This is a genomic window from Pseudotamlana agarivorans, assembly GCF_018860245.1.
Lineage (GTDB): Bacteria > Bacteroidota > Bacteroidia > Flavobacteriales > Flavobacteriaceae > Pseudotamlana > Pseudotamlana agarivorans_A.
The window spans coordinates 42,625-59,622 of the sequence record NZ_JAHKPD010000024.1 but is presented as its reverse complement, the minus strand read 5'-3'; the positions used below and the strand labels follow the sequence as shown (position 1 = coordinate 59,622).

Annotated in this window: 13 protein-coding genes; 4 read left to right on the top strand and 9 right to left on the bottom strand. The window is 33.1% G+C overall.

Annotated features, from left to right (window positions below; translation table 11 throughout):
* Window positions 1–15 precede the first annotated feature (15 nt).
* The gene (locus KO493_RS14870) at window positions 16–162 is read right to left on the bottom strand and encodes a hypothetical protein (RefSeq protein ID WP_216068777.1); all 147 of its coding nucleotides are present in this window, start codon (window positions 160–162) and stop codon (window positions 16–18) included.
* Between the two features lie 53 nt (window positions 163–215).
* Complete coding sequence (locus tag KO493_RS14865) at window positions 216–800, bottom strand: RNA polymerase sigma factor (RefSeq protein WP_216068776.1); 585 nt, start codon at window positions 798–800, stop codon at window positions 216–218.
* A 244-nt stretch (window positions 801–1,044) separates the two neighbouring features.
* On the opposite strand from KO493_RS14865, the gene uvrA reads away from it, so the two are divergent.
* The gene (gene uvrA, locus KO493_RS14860) at window positions 1,045–3,828 is read left to right on the top strand and encodes an excinuclease ABC subunit UvrA (protein ID WP_216068775.1); all 2,784 of its coding nucleotides are present in this window, start codon (window positions 1,045–1,047) and stop codon (window positions 3,826–3,828) included.
* A 123-nt stretch (window positions 3,829–3,951) separates the two neighbouring features.
* Here uvrA and KO493_RS14855 read toward each other — a convergent pair whose 3' ends face one another.
* Complete coding sequence (locus KO493_RS14855) at window positions 3,952–4,683, bottom strand: hypothetical protein (RefSeq protein ID WP_216068774.1); 732 nt, start codon at window positions 4,681–4,683, stop codon at window positions 3,952–3,954.
* A gap of 592 nt (window positions 4,684–5,275) precedes the next feature.
* Between KO493_RS14855 and KO493_RS14850 the strand changes: the two genes are divergently transcribed.
* On the top strand, window positions 5,276–6,400 hold the full coding sequence (locus KO493_RS14850; protein WP_216068773.1) for a hypothetical protein: 1,125 nt from the start codon (window positions 5,276–5,278) through the stop codon (window positions 6,398–6,400).
* Window positions 6,401–6,484: 84 nt separating this feature from the next.
* On the opposite strand, the gene KO493_RS14845 is transcribed toward KO493_RS14850, so the two are convergent.
* From KO493_RS14845 to KO493_RS14830, 4 genes are read right to left on the bottom strand one after another with little or no spacing between them, the layout of a single operon-like run.
* Window positions 6,485–7,942, bottom strand: coding sequence for a polysaccharide biosynthesis C-terminal domain-containing protein (locus tag KO493_RS14845; protein WP_216068772.1), 1,458 nt, complete (start codon window positions 7,940–7,942; stop codon window positions 6,485–6,487).
* Window positions 7,943–9,223: a glycosyltransferase family 4 protein gene (locus tag KO493_RS14840; RefSeq protein WP_216068771.1), complete on the bottom strand. Its 1,281-nt coding sequence runs from the start codon at window positions 9,221–9,223 to the stop codon at window positions 7,943–7,945.
* A gap of 53 nt (window positions 9,224–9,276) precedes the next feature.
* The gene (locus KO493_RS14835) at window positions 9,277–11,712 is read right to left on the bottom strand and encodes a YfhO family protein (protein ID WP_216068770.1); all 2,436 of its coding nucleotides are present in this window, start codon (window positions 11,710–11,712) and stop codon (window positions 9,277–9,279) included.
* Between the two features lie 31 nt (window positions 11,713–11,743).
* Window positions 11,744–12,007 (bottom strand): DUF4834 family protein, encoded by a 264-nt coding sequence (locus tag KO493_RS14830; RefSeq protein WP_216068769.1) that lies wholly within the window; start codon window positions 12,005–12,007, stop codon window positions 11,744–11,746.
* 145 nt (window positions 12,008–12,152) lie between these two features.
* On the opposite strand from KO493_RS14830, the gene KO493_RS14825 reads away from it, so the two are divergent.
* A complete protein-coding gene (locus KO493_RS14825; RefSeq protein ID WP_216068768.1) occupies window positions 12,153–13,163 on the top strand; it encodes a transporter in 1,011 nt (336 codons plus the stop codon).
* 31 nt (window positions 13,164–13,194) lie between these two features.
* A complete protein-coding gene (locus tag KO493_RS14820; RefSeq protein ID WP_216068767.1) occupies window positions 13,195–14,316 on the top strand; it encodes a GTP cyclohydrolase in 1,122 nt (373 codons plus the stop codon).
* A gap of 112 nt (window positions 14,317–14,428) precedes the next feature.
* Here KO493_RS14820 and KO493_RS14815 read toward each other — a convergent pair whose 3' ends face one another.
* Complete coding sequence (locus tag KO493_RS14815) at window positions 14,429–15,688, bottom strand: aminotransferase class I/II-fold pyridoxal phosphate-dependent enzyme (RefSeq protein ID WP_216068766.1); 1,260 nt, start codon at window positions 15,686–15,688, stop codon at window positions 14,429–14,431.
* Between the two features lie 251 nt (window positions 15,689–15,939).
* Window positions 15,940–16,980: a PLP-dependent cysteine synthase family protein gene (locus KO493_RS14810; protein WP_216068765.1), complete on the bottom strand. Its 1,041-nt coding sequence runs from the start codon at window positions 16,978–16,980 to the stop codon at window positions 15,940–15,942.
* Window positions 16,981–16,998 lie beyond the last annotated feature (18 nt).

Below are 16,998 nucleotides of genomic sequence, written 5' to 3'. Positions count from 1 at the left end.
AGGACTTTCGAAAACTTAATTTAGAAGCGCTTCAAACTTCATTTTATTATAATCAATAACACTTAAAGCCTTTGAGTAACTTAGAAGAAAATTAACCGTTTCTTCTTTCGGTTCAAGATTATTCATCTTGTTAATAGAATTTTCAGAGTAAATTTTTGCCATGTCTTATATTTAACGGATTTTATAAGATAACGGCTTAAAAATTAAATTATTGCCTAATTGGTTAAAACAATATTATGTTTATCTATTATTTTACGTAAATTAATTAACGCATAACGCATTCTTCCTAAAGCCGTATTAATACTTACCCCTGTTTTATCCGATATCTCCTTAAAACTCATATCGTTATAAATACGCAAAAGCAATACTTCCCTTTGATCTTCTGGCAATTTATCAACCAAACGTCTAACATCATTTTCAACCTGCTCTTTAATAATGGTTTTTTCCGCATTTAAACTCGAATCGCTTAAAACAGAAAAAATACTAAACTCACCAGAATTGTCAAATTTTGGCATTCTATTACTTTTTCTAAAGAAGTCAATGACTAAATTATGAGAAATACGCATAACCCAAGGTAAAAACTTACCTTCTTCATTATAAGCCCCACGTTTAAGCGTACGAATAACTTTAATAAAAGTGTCCTGAAAAATATCTTCAGCAACATCTCTATCGTAAACTTTAGAATAAATAAAACTATAGATTTTTTGTTTGTGCCTTACAATAAGAGTTTCTAAGGCTTTTTCATCTCCTTTTATATAATTGCTAACCAAGGTAGCGTCGGTAACAAGTTCATTTTGCATATCAATTACTTTTTTTTCACACACCAAAGTAAACTTCGCTGCTTGAGGTTAAAATGTTTGGAAAAGTAATTCTATGCTATAGGCTTAACTTGTTAAAATGATGATTAATATCACCAAATATAACAACATTCAAGTCGAATACGAAAATATTTTATTGCTTTTTTATTAATTTAAGGAAATACAATACACTTTTTATGTACAATTACTTATAGTATCTTTGCACGAATATCTCCTTAAAAAGTATATGAAATCTACTATCGACAGCGTAAACCCTAAAGAAAATATTATAATTAAAGGTGCTCAATTGCACAATTTAAAAAATATTGATGTTGTCATTCCACGAAATAAATTAGTTGTTATCACAGGTTTATCTGGGTCTGGAAAATCCAGTTTGGCTTTTGACACCCTGTACGCCGAAGGACAAAGACGATACGTGGAAAGCTTATCAAGTTACGCACGTCAGTTTTTGGGACGTTTAAACAAACCTAAAGTTGAATATATTAAAGGTATCGCTCCTGCCATAGCTATTGAGCAAAAGGTAAATTCGACGAATCCACGATCTACGGTAGGTACAACTACAGAAATTTTCGATTATTTAAAACTATTATTTGCTAGAATTGGAAAAACCTACTCGCCTGTTTCTGGTTTAGAAGTAAAAAAAGACACGGTCTCCGATGTTGTAAATTATATTAAAACCTTCTCTGAAGGCGAAAAACTACTTCTGCTCGCTCCTATCACCTTAGAAGAAGGTAGAACGATGGAAGACAAACTAAAAACGCTAAATCAGCAGGGCTACGCTCGTATAAAAATAAATGATTCGGTATTAAGGATTGACGAAGTTGAAAAAACCTCAAAAAAGGATCGTGTTTTTTTAGTTGTAGATCGTGTGATCAAGAAAGATGAAGAAGACTTTTACAACCGTTTAGCAGACGCGATTCAAACAGCCTTTTTTGAAGGCAAAGGATCCTGCCTAGTTGAAACCCTTAACACTAATACACAGAGACCCTTTAGCAATAAATTTGAATTAGACGGTATTTCTTTTCTAGAACCTAACGTGCATTTGTTCAGTTTCAACAACCCTTATGGAGCTTGCCCAAAATGTGAAGGTTACGGTGATATAATTGGTGTAGACGAAGATTTAGTAATTCCAAACACTGGACTTTCAGTTTACGAAAGTGCTATATTTCCTTGGCGAGGGGACAGCATGAGTTGGTATAAGGATCAACTAGTTAACAATTCTCATAAATTTGACTTCCCAATCCACAAACCTTATTTCGAACTTTCTGAAGCTCAAAAACAACTTATTTGGACAGGAAACGAATACTTCGAAGGTTTAAATTCATTTTTTGCTGAACTAGAAGCTAAAGCTTATAAAATTCAAAACCGTGTGATGCTTTCGCGTTACCGCGGAAAAACAAAATGTAAGGCTTGTGATGGTAAACGCTTAAGAAATGAAGCAAATTATGTAAAGGTTTCTGAGGCTACAATTTCAGATCTAGTAGAGATGCCCTTAGATAAGCTTGCTGTTTTCTTTAAAGCGTTAAAATTAAACGATTACGATTTCAAAATTGCCAAAAGACTTCTAAAAGAAATCAATAATAGACTCAGCTTTTTAACCAATGTTGGTCTTGACTATCTTACTCTAAACAGAAAGTCAAACACCCTATCTGGAGGAGAAAGCCAAAGAATCAACCTCGCAACCTCCTTAGGTAGTAGTTTAGTGGGCTCGATGTATATTTTAGACGAACCTAGTATTGGATTACACCCTAAAGACACTGAAAAACTTATAGTGGTATTAAAAGCGTTAAGAGATCTAGGAAATACAGTAATTGTAGTTGAGCATGATGAGGATATCATGAAAGCTTCAGACACGATTATTGATATTGGACCCGAAGCTGGAACTTTAGGCGGAAATGTTGTCGCTGAAGGTGATTTTGAAGCTATTTTAAATTCAGAATCTCTAACAGCTAAATACCTAAATGGTGATTTAAATATTGAAACTCCAAAAACAAGAAGAACTTCTAAATATTATATAGATATTCTTGGAGCCCGAGAGCACAATTTAAAGAATATCGATGTTCGTTTTCCACTTGGAATGCTTACAGTTATAACAGGAGTGTCGGGAAGTGGAAAAAGCACATTAGTTAAAAAAATACTATTCCCGGCGTTACAAAAAAAACTAACAGATTTTAGCGATAAAGCTGGACAGTTTTCATCGCTTGAAGGTAGTTTTAGTAATATTAATCACATTGAATTTGTCGATCAAAACCCGATAGGAAGATCCTCTAGATCTAACCCTGTAACTTATATTAAGGCTTACGATGATATACGCGCATTATATTCAAAGCAGAAATTAAGTAGCATTCGAAACTATCAAGCAAAACATTTTTCATTTAATGTAGATGGCGGACGCTGTGAAACTTGTAAAGGTGAAGGTGAAGTAACCATTGAAATGCAGTTTATGGCCGATGTGCATTTAGAATGTGAAACATGCAAAGGCAAACGCTTTAAAAAAGAAGTTTTAGAAGTGACTTTCGGAGGAAAAAATATTGATGATATTTTAAATCTAACCATTGACGATGCCATCACTTTTTTTGAAGCCAATGAACAATCTAAAATTAAAAACAAATTACAGCCGCTACAAGACGTTGGTTTAGGCTATGTGACTTTAGGACAAAGCTCTTCAACCCTCTCTGGCGGTGAAGCACAACGTATAAAACTAGCCTCATTTCTAGGAAAAGGAAACAATAAAGAGAAAGCTTTATTTATTTTCGACGAACCTACAACGGGACTCCATTTTCATGACATACAGAAGCTTTTAAAATCTTTTAATGCTTTAATCGAAAAAGGCCATTCCATTATTGTTGTAGAACATAATATTGATTTAATAAAATGTGCCGATTTTATTATTGACTTAGGGCCTAGTGGTGGCGAAAACGGCGGAAATATTGTAGCTACAGGAACACCAGAGGATATTGTTAAAAACAAGAGATCTGAAATAGGCAAATACTTGTTAGAAAAGCTTTAGTGCGCTCTAATCATTACTAAAACCCAAAATCGATATTTCCCAATTCATGACTTCACCCTGAAAAAAATAATATAAAAAAAGGAGCCTCTTACAGCTCCTTTTTTAACACATGAATTAATAAATTTACTTAACAAATTTTAAAACACCTTCTTGGGTAGATAAAATATACATCCCTCCCTTCAAAGAAGATGTACTAATTTCACTAGAAATAAGGCCTTTTGTAATTGCTCTCCCTGATAAATCGTAAATAGCATAGTCTCCACTTAAAGTTTGATCCATTACGATCGCATCAATATTAGAGTTGTAAAAAGCTCCCAATTTGTTTTTGTTGAAGTCTTTCGAGCTTAACACAATTTCCTCTTCTATATTAGACACATAGTTAATGTAAGTTTTTCCACCTCCATTAGCTCCAGCCACCTGAATCACCCACAGATAACCACTTTCATAATCAACAGTCTGACCCACGGGCAGTGTGCCACTAGGCAGACTTACAGTAACTGTTGCTGCGCCGTTTGTGAAATCTGCAGCAGAAATAGTCTTCAATAAAGTTTCGTTGTCAGAACCCCAATTAAGCGCCCCATGCCCAAAACCAACTCTTAAAAGTTTGATATACAGTTCCGCCCCAACCTCCGGGTTAGATTCATCGAAATCAGTAATTTCAAAGGTTATAGCACTACTATTCGTATTATTAAACGAATGATTACCTACGCCACTCCAATCATACCCAGCAAAACTCTCTGTAGAAAGATAAGGAGTACCACCATTCATACTTGAAATATAATTCGTCTGAGCTTTCAAGTTTGTTGTGTAGGTTATCACACCCAACATCATCAACAATAAAGTAATTTTTTTCATAATCTTAAATATTTAGTTAAATTGTTTCACCAAATATAAATTTTGACGTCGTATTTTATCAAAATCACAACTCGATACAAACTCATCAACAAGATTATTAGTGGCATTTAAAACTAGATTTAAACTAGACAAATCAATAAAAACCAACTAAACCCCATGGATTGAATGACCATAAACTACATCGCTAATCACTTAAAAACAGTATTTTACGTAAAAAAAGTTGCAAACTAAAAAAAACAAGTATTCAAAACCTTATTTAAGGTTAAATCCTTCAAAACTTCAAAAGCTTAAAGGTTAATAAAGAAAAAATACATAGAATAAGAACTGTTATAAAAATTACGGTTTAAAGAAACACTTTACTCAAAACAAACGTAATTAACAAGAACCAACCAAAGTTGTTCGCTAAAGTTTTTTTATACACTCCCAGCTAGGTGCATCCAACAAAAAACAAATTAAAAAATCAGGGTTACAAGTCTCCACACGACAAATCACACATATATAACCTACTGATATTAAGTCGGTTAATGACCACTGTTGTTTTATGGCACGCTGTTTGTTTAGAAGTCATTGTTAACTTAAAAAATTTACAATTATGCAAAACATTCAAAAACTCTACAGCAGCACGTCAAAATTAAATAGACTAAAACACAAAATGCTTTTTTTACTGGTTTGCTTAAGCCTTTCTTTTTTAACAAATAACATATATGCTTACGAAAAGAATTTTGAAGCTATAAATAATTACAATAATGGCTACGGAAAGTCATTCATATTTGTGGAAAACAATATCGAATTTTCGATCTTTCCTGATGGGCAATTTGATTTTAATATTTTAAGAAACAATAACACTGTTAACGTTTCAATAAACACTAGAAACACAAGCATTAGCTTCAATTCTGGACACAATTACAACAGCTATGTGCAATATGACGAGTATGGCGCAATAATTCAAATTGAAAACACCCCAATTTACTATGATCCATATGGTCGCATTACACAAGTTGGAAATATTAATGTTTTTTATAACAATTTCGGAAACATAGCCCGTATAGGTAGTTTAAATGTGTTTTACAACACTAATAACTACTTCGCGTACACCTCAGGATACATCAATATCTATAATAGAGGATACATCTACCGCCCATGGCACAGATATTACCGTGTTCCTCGTCCGAACTACTGTGTGGTTTACTCGAGACCTTACAGAACACATTACCGTCCTGTTAGATACAACTACGTGAGACCTTTTGTTAACAACAGCAGACCACGAACTTCTATAGCCACAAGACGAGGACATCAAGTAAAGAGAAACCAAAACTACGCTACAGCATACAGAAGCACTAAAAATGTAACGACAAGAAGAAATGTAGCAAAAAATTCGAATAATAGAAAATACAACAATCGCAACAACAATAGTTACAACAACAATAAAGCTACGGCTAAAAATAGTCGGTCGGTAAATAGCAGAAACACCAAAATCAAAACGGTTAGAAATAAAACGGTTACAAAAAATCCAAATAATAAAAATACGCGTATATCAAATACAAACGCAAATAAGACTAGAAACAGTCAAAAGGTAAATCAGGTAAAAAACAACCAGAGAACATCAAAAAAATCGACTGTTTCAAGTTCAAGAGATCGTAATTCACAAAGAACTGCTCAAAATCGAACGAGCAGATCTAACAATAATACAAGATCGTCAAGCAGAACACGATCTTAAAGACTTTTTTGGTTGGTTAGTATTGAAATCCCCGCACATGTTTTTTTTAACATTGTGGGGTTTTCTTTTTCTACTAAAGTTACCTTATTTTAATTTCAAGAAGCGATTTACAAGAGATGTTAGATCTTCAGAAAAATTATAACGATACACCACCCCCCCATAAAGAATAGCAACTAAAGTTGATTTCAGTGCAATATTTACAACAGGATGAAAAGGGAATTCCCAAAAATAAAATAGCAGCACACTTACTAAAACCAAACCTCCTATCTTTAATGAATCAATTGTAAAAGGGAACATATTAAACTTACGGTAAACAAAATACAGCTTAACTGAATTATATGAAAAAATCGCTATAAAAGTAGCTAAACCCGCACCATTAATACCTAACCTAGGAATAAAAAACATATTCAACAACACCATTAGCACCACTAATACAACACCTAGCACCAATACGATTCTGTAATAATCACTATTAAACAAAATGGCATTATTGCTTCCTAATGCTGTATCATAAAGCTTCGAAATACTAATAATAAATACAACAAACAAGCCACCGCTAAACTCTTCTGGTATGATATAATACAACTCATTAATATTTAAAACAATTAACAAGAAAATAAAACCTCCTACTGCAAGCAAGTTTAAAGAACTTCGTTTATATAAATTTCCCAAAGATTCAAAATCTCTATCATTCAGATACTTAGCAGATAAAGGCATTAAAATTTGATGCATAGATCGCTGAGGCACACCAATAACAGCCGTTATAAAAATGGCTACGCTGTAATATGCAACCTCCTTAATTTCAATATAATGTCCAAGCATAACCTTATCAATATCTAACAAAACAGTAGCGATTGACCCGGCTATGATTATTAATAATGAATAATTTAGAATACTGCCTAGACTATTAAGGCGCTTAAATGAAATCACAGGAAACTTAACACTAAACGCATAAATTTTCATGACTATCATCCGAAGTATATACACCACAACAATCCCATTCATAAATTGCTCAACACCAATCACTTTAAAATATAGCAAAAACAACAAAACCATAGTGCCAACTCGGTGAAATACCTCTTTCATAAAGTTACCAACCACCGTTTGCATCTGCACTTTAGCCCATGCAAAAAACACCTCAAAATACGCCAAAGCAATCGCTATAAATACAGTATGCCACAAATAACCTTTAATAATGGCATTTTTTTTGGAAAGTAAATCAGCAATAGTTTCATAACCGAAATAAGTAATTATTACAACAGGAATAATCACTAACAAAGGCAAAAACAGCATCAATGTTAAAAAACTATTCAATGACACCCTTGTTTTGAAGGAAGAATAAAATTTTACCAAAGTATTATGCATTCCTAAAGCCATAATTGGCATTACAACATAAGCAAGTGACAACATATAACTAACCATGCCATAATACTCATCACTTAAAAATTCGGTATAAAGAAATAAAGTATTTATTGCGCCAACAAAAAAACCAAGGTAAGTAGAAAGAATATTTTTAAAAGACTGTATTGCAACGACTCCCATTTAAAGCATTTTTGACAAAGATTTTGTTAATGCTTTTCTGTGATATTTCTGCAACCCTATTGGATGTGTTTGCAACCTCCCTTTTTTAAAAGCATAATAATGCTCTAAAATAGTGTTTTTTAAAAGGTCAAAATCATTATAATTAAAACAATTCCCTGTATTGGTTTCTTTTATGATTTTTTCAACATCCCACCCCTTCGGACCAATAGCTACTATAGGTCTATTTGAAACCATATATTCAAATAATTTTCCAGGAATAATACATTTGGTTTCTTCAGAATCAATTTCAATTAGCAGTAAAATTTGTGATTTTTTCTGAAACACAACAGACTCACTGTGCGAAACATAACCCTCATCATTTAAAAAACTACTTAAACCATGAATCTTAATAGAATTAATCACATCTTCACTTACCGAACCAATAAAATTCAACTGAAAATCTTTAGAAAATTCTACATTTTCATTCACCAATTCACTTAAAGCACGCCATAAGATTTCAGGATTCCTTTTGGATAATAGAGAACCTATATGGGCTAAAGAAAACTTTGAATCCATCTTACAAGCCATTGAAACTTCATCATCATATCCGTTAGTAATAACTTCGATAGGTTTGTCTGTGATATTTAGAAATTCTGTCTTTGTCGTAAAACTTGTCACTATTATTTGATCGGCTTTATTTAACACCTGCTTTTCAAAAGACTTATGTTTTCTTTCCGAAGACGCCGTCAATTTTAATTGCTTATGATATCCAATTGTGGTCCATGGATCTCTAAAATCAGCCAACCACTGAACTCCCAGCCTTTCTTTAAGCTGCAAACCAATAAGATGCATGCTATGTGGTGGCCCTGAAGTAATAATGGTAGTAATTTTTTCTTTTTCAATATAATCAGAAAGATATCTCACAGAAGGTTTCACCCAACCCACTCGAGCATCTGGTATAAAAAAATTACCTCGAACAAAAAGCATAAGTTTTTCTAGTACTGATTGTTTTTTTTCTTCTGAAATAATCCCTTTACTAATTGTTTTAGATGAATTTTTAGAAAATACACCGGCCAATTTGTATGGCTCTTTAATTGGTTGTTTTATTACCGTTAATGCACTCGAAACTTCTGAAGATAAACTCTCATCAAGCAAAGGGTAGTTAGCGTTTTCCGGCACATAAACAACAGGTTCAATATTGAACTCAGGTAAGTATTTTATAAATTTCAACCAGCGCTGCACCCCAGGACCTCCCGCAGGTGGCCAATAATAGGCTATAATTAGCACTTTTTTTTGTTCCATTGAAATCTGTAAATTGGATTTTAAAAAATCTAAATCGCTAAATTTTAGTCTTTTTATGAGTTTTCAGGTTTGCGCCTGAATTCATAAAACAGCCCACACAACAATAAAATAACTAGTAACACCGAACTTGCAAGTGTAATTTTACTTCCGGTTTTAACAACGTCTGGATCAAACTTAAATTCTATAACATGACTTCCAGCAGGGACAGGCATACCTCTTAAAATATAGTTTACACGCATAAAATTAGCTGGTTCACCATCAACAAAAACCTTCCATCCATTACCATAATAAATTTCTGAAAAGACAGCAAAACCATCATTTTTATTGTTAGACTTATACTTCAAATAATTTGGCTTATAATCCAATAAATTAATGGATGAAACCGAATCATTCTTAAAACCACCCTTGTGTTCTCCAACAAGCTCACTAGCTACATGAGGCATGTAAACAGCAGTCATTTTCGTATTTAAACTGTCTAATTCTAAAATTTCTTCATTGGCAGAATTAACAACTTTTAAACTATCAATAAACCATGCGTTTCCATTTATCTCCTCATTTTCATACGGAAATGCATTCCCCTTATCATCCTGAGCAACGATATATTTTGTATTCAACATACTGAGGACATTTATGTTGTTTTTTGAAATATAAAAATCAAACACCTCACGATAACGTCTTAATTCCGCAGCATTATAACCATTTAATGAATTATGATAATATGAAGGCTTTGAAGGTCCAGAAACTAAATCATAAACACGATAATTAGTAGTGTCCTGTAAAATATATTTATCAACTTCTGAAGCCTGAAACGGCTTGCTCATTTTTACACCTGAAACAAAATCATCATTATTCACATAGCGTCTATCTACTCCAACTAAATCGAATAAAATAAGGAAACAAAAAGCAGTAATCACCCATTTTTCTTTCAACTTATCCTTTAAAAACATAAAAATAGCCCCTGCTGAAAATAAAACCAACACCAAAGTTCTTAAACTATCTTTTGTAAATACAGATTTCCTATCAGACCTAATGGCATCAACAAAATCCTGTCCGTAATTCTGACGATACACACCATCATTAATACCCACGAAATCAAATAAATAAGATTTAAATAATAAGAAAACCAAAGTAAGTCCTCCGGTAATTATGGCTGTAAATTTTAAAGCATTTAACTTTTCTTCTTTTTCAATTGCATTATTAAACAACCCAACCAAACCAAAAATCGCTAAAGCAGGTATACATAATTCTAAAAGAACTTGTATGGAGCTTACGGCTCTAAATTTATTATATAATGGAACAAAATCGATAAAGAAATCGGTTAAGAACCCTAAATTTTTTCCGTATGAAAGCAATAGAGATAATATCGTTCCGCCTACAAGCCACCATTTTAAACGTCCACGCACAAGAAACAATGCAAAAACAAATAAGAATAAAACAACAGCCCCTATATAAGCAGGTGCTTCAACAATAGGTTGATTACCCCAATATAAAGGCGCACGCTTCGATTCTTGTAAAGCCTGTGTTGTCGTAGCCCCTAGTTTACGGTACGCATTATATGTGGCAGATTCTTTACCAACATCTTCATAATTCCCTCCACCAACAAACCTTGGGATGAATAAATTAAAAGTTTCAACAATACCATAACTAAACTGTGTAATATAATCTCTATCTAAACCATTGGATGCTACTTTTGGTGAACCATCAGGATTAATTGTTAATTCACTTTTACTACGTTTACTCTCCTTAACATACTCTTGTGTTGCTAAAATATTTGTAGCATTCAAAGCAATTGAAAGTACTACTGCTCCAACTAAAATACCAACAGATTTATAATATTGTAGCAGAGTTTTCTTTTTATAAGCATCAACCAAATAGGCGATTCCCAATACAATCACCAAAAACATTAGATAATAAGTCATTTGAAAATGGTTTGACACCAACTCTAAACCCATCGCAACTACTGTTAACAAAAAACCCCAAATGTATCTCTTCCTAAAAACTAAAATAATACCACTTAAAACCAATGGCATATAAGCGATAGCGTGAGCTTTACTATTATGCCCCACTCCTAGAATAATAATTAAATAGGTTGAAAACCCAAAAGCTAAAGCACCAAGTGCAGCAAGTTTATAATCTACTTTTAAGCTTAATAAAAATATATAAAAACTCAATAAATAAAGAAAAAGGTAATCTGCAGGTCTCGGTAAGAAACGAAGTGCTAAATCTAACTTTTTAATGTAATTGTGTGGATATTTGGCACCTAACTGATACGTAGGCATGCCTCCAAAAGCACTGTTTGTCCAATAAGTTTCCTCGCCTGTTTTTGCTCGAAAATCGGTTTGCTGCTTACTCATTCCGATAAACTGAACAATATCGTTCTGATAAATCGCCTTTCCTTTTAAAACAGGGCTGAAATAAGCTAGGGAAATAATTACAAAACCTAGAAGTATTAATATGTGTGGTAAAAACTTTTTAAATGAAAATGGCATAGATTGGCTTTTATTCTAATGATTGCGAAAATTAATCTATTTCTTCGAAATCAACATAATCACCTACTTTTTTATTTGAAGTTTTTGTTTGTGGAATTTTATCAATAGTAACTTCTCCTTCTTGTTTAGAGTTTTCCTTTTTTGGTTCTCTTTGAAACTGACCAAATTGCCCTCCAAAACGTTCTTCAGCCTTTTTTGAAACGTATTTCATTAAAAAAGGTGCGAATATTCTTGAAAGAATTTTCAGACCGTAATAAACTAACGCAATTATAAGTATGGTTCTTAATAACCCCATTTTTTAACTTTTATTTGTAATTGATAGCAAAAATACAATTCTATCTTCTGAAAAAAAGCTGAAAAATGATAAAAAAAGTATAAAATATCTATATTTGGGGAGCGTTTAATAACTTGACAATTAAACATTTTTTGAACCACCGCCTATGAACCTAGTAAAATCTACGCTAATTATTCTATTATGCCTAGCCTCATCCCAAGGTTTTTGCCAATACACAGAAGTGATTAATTCGAATAGACCTGGTGTGTCTAGAAGTGCTTTTTCTGTAGGCACTAATGTCGTTCAATTTGAGGTTGGACCTTATTTTAATAAAGAAGAGCGAACCCCTGCAGCTACCTATGAAGCCACTGGTTTTGGTGTAGATTTCGCTGCGCGATATGGCCTACTTTGGGAACCTTTAGAGATTAGCCTGGAAGGAACTTACCAAAATGACACCAAAAAATTCGCTTCTGATTACGACACCGACTACAAAAGATCTAACTTTAAATATTTTACCATTGGTGCGAAATATTTAGTTTTCGATCCTCTTAAAAACAAACCAGAAGATAAACCGAACTTATACAGCTGGAAAGCGAATCGAGCATTTAAATGGAAGTCATTAATTCCTGCAGTCTCGGTTTATGTTGGTGGCAATATAGATTCGGCGGATAATCCGTTTACAGCTAGTGGTATTGAAGGCTTTAGTCCAAAAGTTATGATTGCCACACAAAACAATTTTGCAAGTGGCTGGGTATTTGTTATGAATTTTATTAAAGATAGAATTGGTACCGATCAATCGGATTTTCAATACATTTTAACCCTAACGCATGCCGTAAGTATGAAATGGGTTATATTTGGAGAAACCCAAGGGATTAAGAGTGATTTTTATGCGGATAATTTATTTAGACTTGGAGGCGCTTACTTGTGGAATAAAAACTTTCAACTGGACAGTGCGATTACTTTCAATACTAAGGATACGCCAGCTGTTTTTAGTGTTAATTTTGGCGCATCTTACAGATTAGACTTCCATAAGGACAAAGCTCCTAACAAAAACAATGATGTTGAAGACTTAAAAAATGGAGTTCCTAATAATGTAGGTAATACCGATAAAAAGAAAAAAGATTCTGAGCCAGAACCTATTGAAAAAAGAAAAAAAGAGGATATCGATTTTGATTGATTCTACACGCCTTAGAACGCGTTATTAAAGTATGATAAAACTTAAGGAAGTTAAAACAAAAAAGGAACTTAAAGCATTTGTTAAGTTCCCCTTTAAATTATATAAAGACTCTAAATATTGGACTCCTCCAATTATAAGCCAAGAAATCAAATCATTTAACAAAAAGGAAAACCCTGTTTTTAATGATGCTGAAGCTCGCTTATTTCTAGCCTACAAGGACAATGAAATCGTTGGAAGAGTTGCAGCAATAGTTAATTGGCTTGAAATTAATGGTCAAAACCAAAAAAAAATGCGTTTTGGATGGTTTGATTTTATTGACGATTTAGAAGTTTCTAAAACACTTTTAGACAAAGTTATTGAAATAGGAAAAAAACACCAATTAGAATATACCGAAGGCCCAGTAGGTTTTTCAAATCTTGACAAGGTAGGGGTTTTAACCGAAGGCTTCGACTCTATTTCAAGCATGGTAACATGGTATAATCACGCCTATTATATTAAACACTACGAGGCTGCTGGTTTTAAAGTTGAAAAAACATATATAGAAAGTGTTTTTCCGTTTGAAAATGTGAAACCTGAATTCTTTTATAAGGCTCAAGAAATCATAAAGAGGCGTTATAAACTAAGAGCACTTAATTTTGCTAAAACAGATGATGTGATGCCTTATGTGGATAAAATGTTTGATTTATTCAATACAACATATGCATCGTTATCTTCTTTTGTTGCCATCAACGATATTCAAAAGGCTTATTTTAAAAAGAAATTTATAAGCTTCATAAATCCCGAATTTATAAAATTTGTCCTTGATGAACAAAATGAGTTAGTTGCTTTTGCTATAGTTATGCCTTCATTTTCGGAAGCTTTGCAAAAGGCCAAAGGAAGACTATTCCCATTCGGGTTCAAACACATTTTAGACGCTAAGAAGAACAGTAAAACAGCTGACTTCTATTTAATTGGGGTGCATCCAGATTATCAAAACAAAGGTGTACATGCGGTTATTTTTAATGAATATTACGAAACATTCAAAAAACGAGGCATTGAAACCTGTTATCGCACACCCGAACTAGAAGACAATGAAGCTATAAAGAAAATCTGGAAGCATTTTGATCCTAAAGTTTTAAAACGCAGAAAAACGTTCAGAAAAGAACTTACTTAAATATTGAATGTATCCTGTTTTTTATATTACACAAAAAAGTGAAATAAATTCATAAAAAAATCCGATTCAAAACTGAATCGGATTTTTTTATTATATAAGTATCTTAGTAAAACTACTCGCCCATTGCCGCCATAACAGCTGCGGATAAGCGCTTGTAAGTTCCGTTTTCTAAACGCTCACGAATCGCATCAAAAGCATCTAATGTTTCCGAAACGTCTTGTAAAGTATGTGTTGATGTAGGTATTAATCTTAATAGAATTAAACCTTTAGGTATTACTGGGTAAACAACTATAGAACAGAATATTCCATAATTTTCACGTAAATCACGCACTAAAGCCATTGCTTCAGGTATACTCCCTTTTAAGTATACTGGTGTTACACAACTTTGAGTCGTTCCAATATCAAAACCACGCTCTTTTAAACCTGATTGTAATGCGTTAACATTTTCCCATAATTTATTTTTAAGCTCTGGCATTGTTTTAAGCATTTCTAATCGCTTAAGTGCTCCTACCACTAATTGCATTTGCAAAGATTTTGCAAACATTTGTGAACGTAAATTATACTTTAAATAATCAATAATTTCTTGATCACCTGCAATAAAAGCTCCTGTACTCGCCAAAGATTTTGCGAATGTTGCAAAGTACACATCAATATCTGCTTGTACACCTTGCTCTTCTCCTGCTCCTGCCCCTGTTGCTCCTAAGGTTCCGAAACCATGAGCATCATCAACAAATAGTCTGAAATTAAATTTCTTTTTAAGTTCAACAATTTCTTTTAAACGTCCTTGCTCACCACGCATTCCAAAAACACCTTCAGAAATCACTAGAATTCCTCCACCTGTTTGTTCTGCCATTTTAGTAGCACGCTCTAAGTTTTTCTCTAAACTTTCAACATCATTATGTTTGTATGTAAAACGTTTCCCCATATGTAAACGCACACCATCAATAATACAGGCGTGAGCATCAACATCGTAAACAATAATATCATCTTTCGAAACCAAGGCATCAATGGTAGAAACCATTCCTTGATATCCAAAATTTAAAAGATAAGACGCTTCTTTTTCAACAAAAGATGCTAATTCATTTTGAAGTTTTTCATGTAAATCTGTATGACCAGACATCATTCTAGCTCCCATTGGATAGGCAGAGCCATACTGGGCAGCTGCTTCAGCATCTACTTTTCTTACCTCTGGATGATTTGCTAAACCTAAATAATCATTTATACTCCAAGTGATAACGTCTTTACCTTGAAATTTCATACGGTTAGAAATTTCTCCTTCTAGTTTAGGAAACACAAAGTATCCTTCAGCCTGAGAAGCCCATTTTCCTAATGGTCCTTTATCCTTGTAAATTTTATCAAATAAATCTCTCATTTATTATAAATCTTGTTGCGATTAAAAATCAAAACAGAACTATAAACTCTAGTACTTTTCAACAACAACATATTAATGCTATTTATAGAAGAAAAAGAAGTAAGTTTTAGTCTGAAGTTAATTGTTGCAAAATTAATTATTTATTAGCTTTGAACATAATTTTTTGCATTCAATTATTATAAAATAAAAAAAGAGATTGTTTTTTACTTAAAAAGTAAAAAACAATCTCTTTTTCAATCAACTAATGGATCTTATTTAACGTATTGTATGCTTTCTGCGGCAGCTTCATTAATGCTGTCAAAGAAACCTTGATCATTCATCCACTTATCACTATACACTTTACTCATATATCTGGCTCCATGATCAGGAAAAATAATAACAACTTTATCATCCTTACCAAATGTTCCATCTTCACCTAACTGTTTAATAGCTTGCATCGCTGCTCCAGAAGTGTAGCCAGCAAAAATACCTTCGGTTCTTGCTATTTCTCTTGCAGTATGTGCACTTTCTTCATCTGTCACCTTAACAAAATCATCAATCACATCAAAATCTGTAGCTGCAGGAATTAAATTCTTCCCTAAACCCTCAATTCTATATGGATATATTTCTTTCTCATCGAACTCTCTTGTTTCGTGATATTTTTTAATCACAGACCCAAAAGCATCAACACCAATAACTTTAATATTAGGATTTTGTTCTTTTAAGTATTTAGCCGTTCCTGAAATAGTTCCTCCAGTCCCACTACAAGCTACTAGGTGTGTAATCTTACCTTCAGTTTGATTCCAGATTTCTGGACCTGTAGAGTGGTAATGTGCATCAATATTCAATTGGTTGAAATACTGATTAATATACACAGAACCTTTCATTTCACTATGCAAACGTTTTGCAACTTCGTAATAAGAACGCGGATCATCTGCGCTAACATGGGCTGGACATACATATACCTTCGCTCCCATCGTTTTTAGCATATCAATTTTGTCTGGCGAAGATTTAGAACTTACTGCCAATACACAATCGTAACCTTTTATGATACTAACCATAGCGATACTAAAACCTGTATTACCAGAAGTTGTTTCAATTATGGTATCGCCTGGAGAAAGAATCCCTTTCCTTTCAGCTTCCTCAATAATATAAAGTGCTATTCTGTCTTTAGAAGATTGCCCTGGATTAAAAGCTTCTACTTTTGCGTAAAAGTCACCATTAAACTTAGAAGTGATTCGATTAAGTTTGACAAGTGGTGTATTACCTACCAAATCTAATACGTTGTTATAAACGTGATTTCTTTGTTTCATAAATCCTTTTTAGTAACT

What these genes read in the sequence shown, in the direction of transcription:
- KO493_RS14835 (WP_216068770.1), bottom strand. Translation starts at nt 11,712, where the DNA reads ATGCCATTTTCATTTAAAAAGTTTTTACCACACATATTAATACTTCTA.
- KO493_RS14820 (WP_216068767.1), top strand. Translation starts at nt 13,195, where the DNA reads ATGATAAAACTTAAGGAAGTTAAAACAAAAAAGGAACTTAAAGCATTT.
- KO493_RS14850 (WP_216068773.1), top strand. Translation starts at nt 5,276, where the DNA reads ATGCAAAACATTCAAAAACTCTACAGCAGCACGTCAAAATTAAATAGA.
- uvrA (WP_216068775.1), top strand. Translation starts at nt 1,045, where the DNA reads ATGAAATCTACTATCGACAGCGTAAACCCTAAAGAAAATATTATAATT.
- KO493_RS14840 (WP_216068771.1), bottom strand. Translation starts at nt 9,223, where the DNA reads ATGGAACAAAAAAAAGTGCTAATTATAGCCTATTATTGGCCACCTGCG.
- KO493_RS14855 (WP_216068774.1), bottom strand. Translation starts at nt 4,683, where the DNA reads ATGAAAAAAATTACTTTATTGTTGATGATGTTGGGTGTGATAACCTAC.
- KO493_RS14870 (WP_216068777.1), bottom strand. Translation starts at nt 162, where the DNA reads ATGGCAAAAATTTACTCTGAAAATTCTATTAACAAGATGAATAATCTT.
- KO493_RS14825 (WP_216068768.1), top strand. Translation starts at nt 12,153, where the DNA reads ATGAACCTAGTAAAATCTACGCTAATTATTCTATTATGCCTAGCCTCA.
- KO493_RS14830 (WP_216068769.1), bottom strand. Translation starts at nt 12,007, where the DNA reads ATGGGGTTATTAAGAACCATACTTATAATTGCGTTAGTTTATTACGGT.
- KO493_RS14865 (WP_216068776.1), bottom strand. Translation starts at nt 800, where the DNA reads ATGCAAAATGAACTTGTTACCGACGCTACCTTGGTTAGCAATTATATA.
- KO493_RS14815 (WP_216068766.1), bottom strand. Translation starts at nt 15,688, where the DNA reads ATGAGAGATTTATTTGATAAAATTTACAAGGATAAAGGACCATTAGGA.
- KO493_RS14810 (WP_216068765.1), bottom strand. Translation starts at nt 16,980, where the DNA reads ATGAAACAAAGAAATCACGTTTATAACAACGTATTAGATTTGGTAGGT.
- KO493_RS14845 (WP_216068772.1), bottom strand. Translation starts at nt 7,942, where the DNA reads ATGGGAGTCGTTGCAATACAGTCTTTTAAAAATATTCTTTCTACTTAC.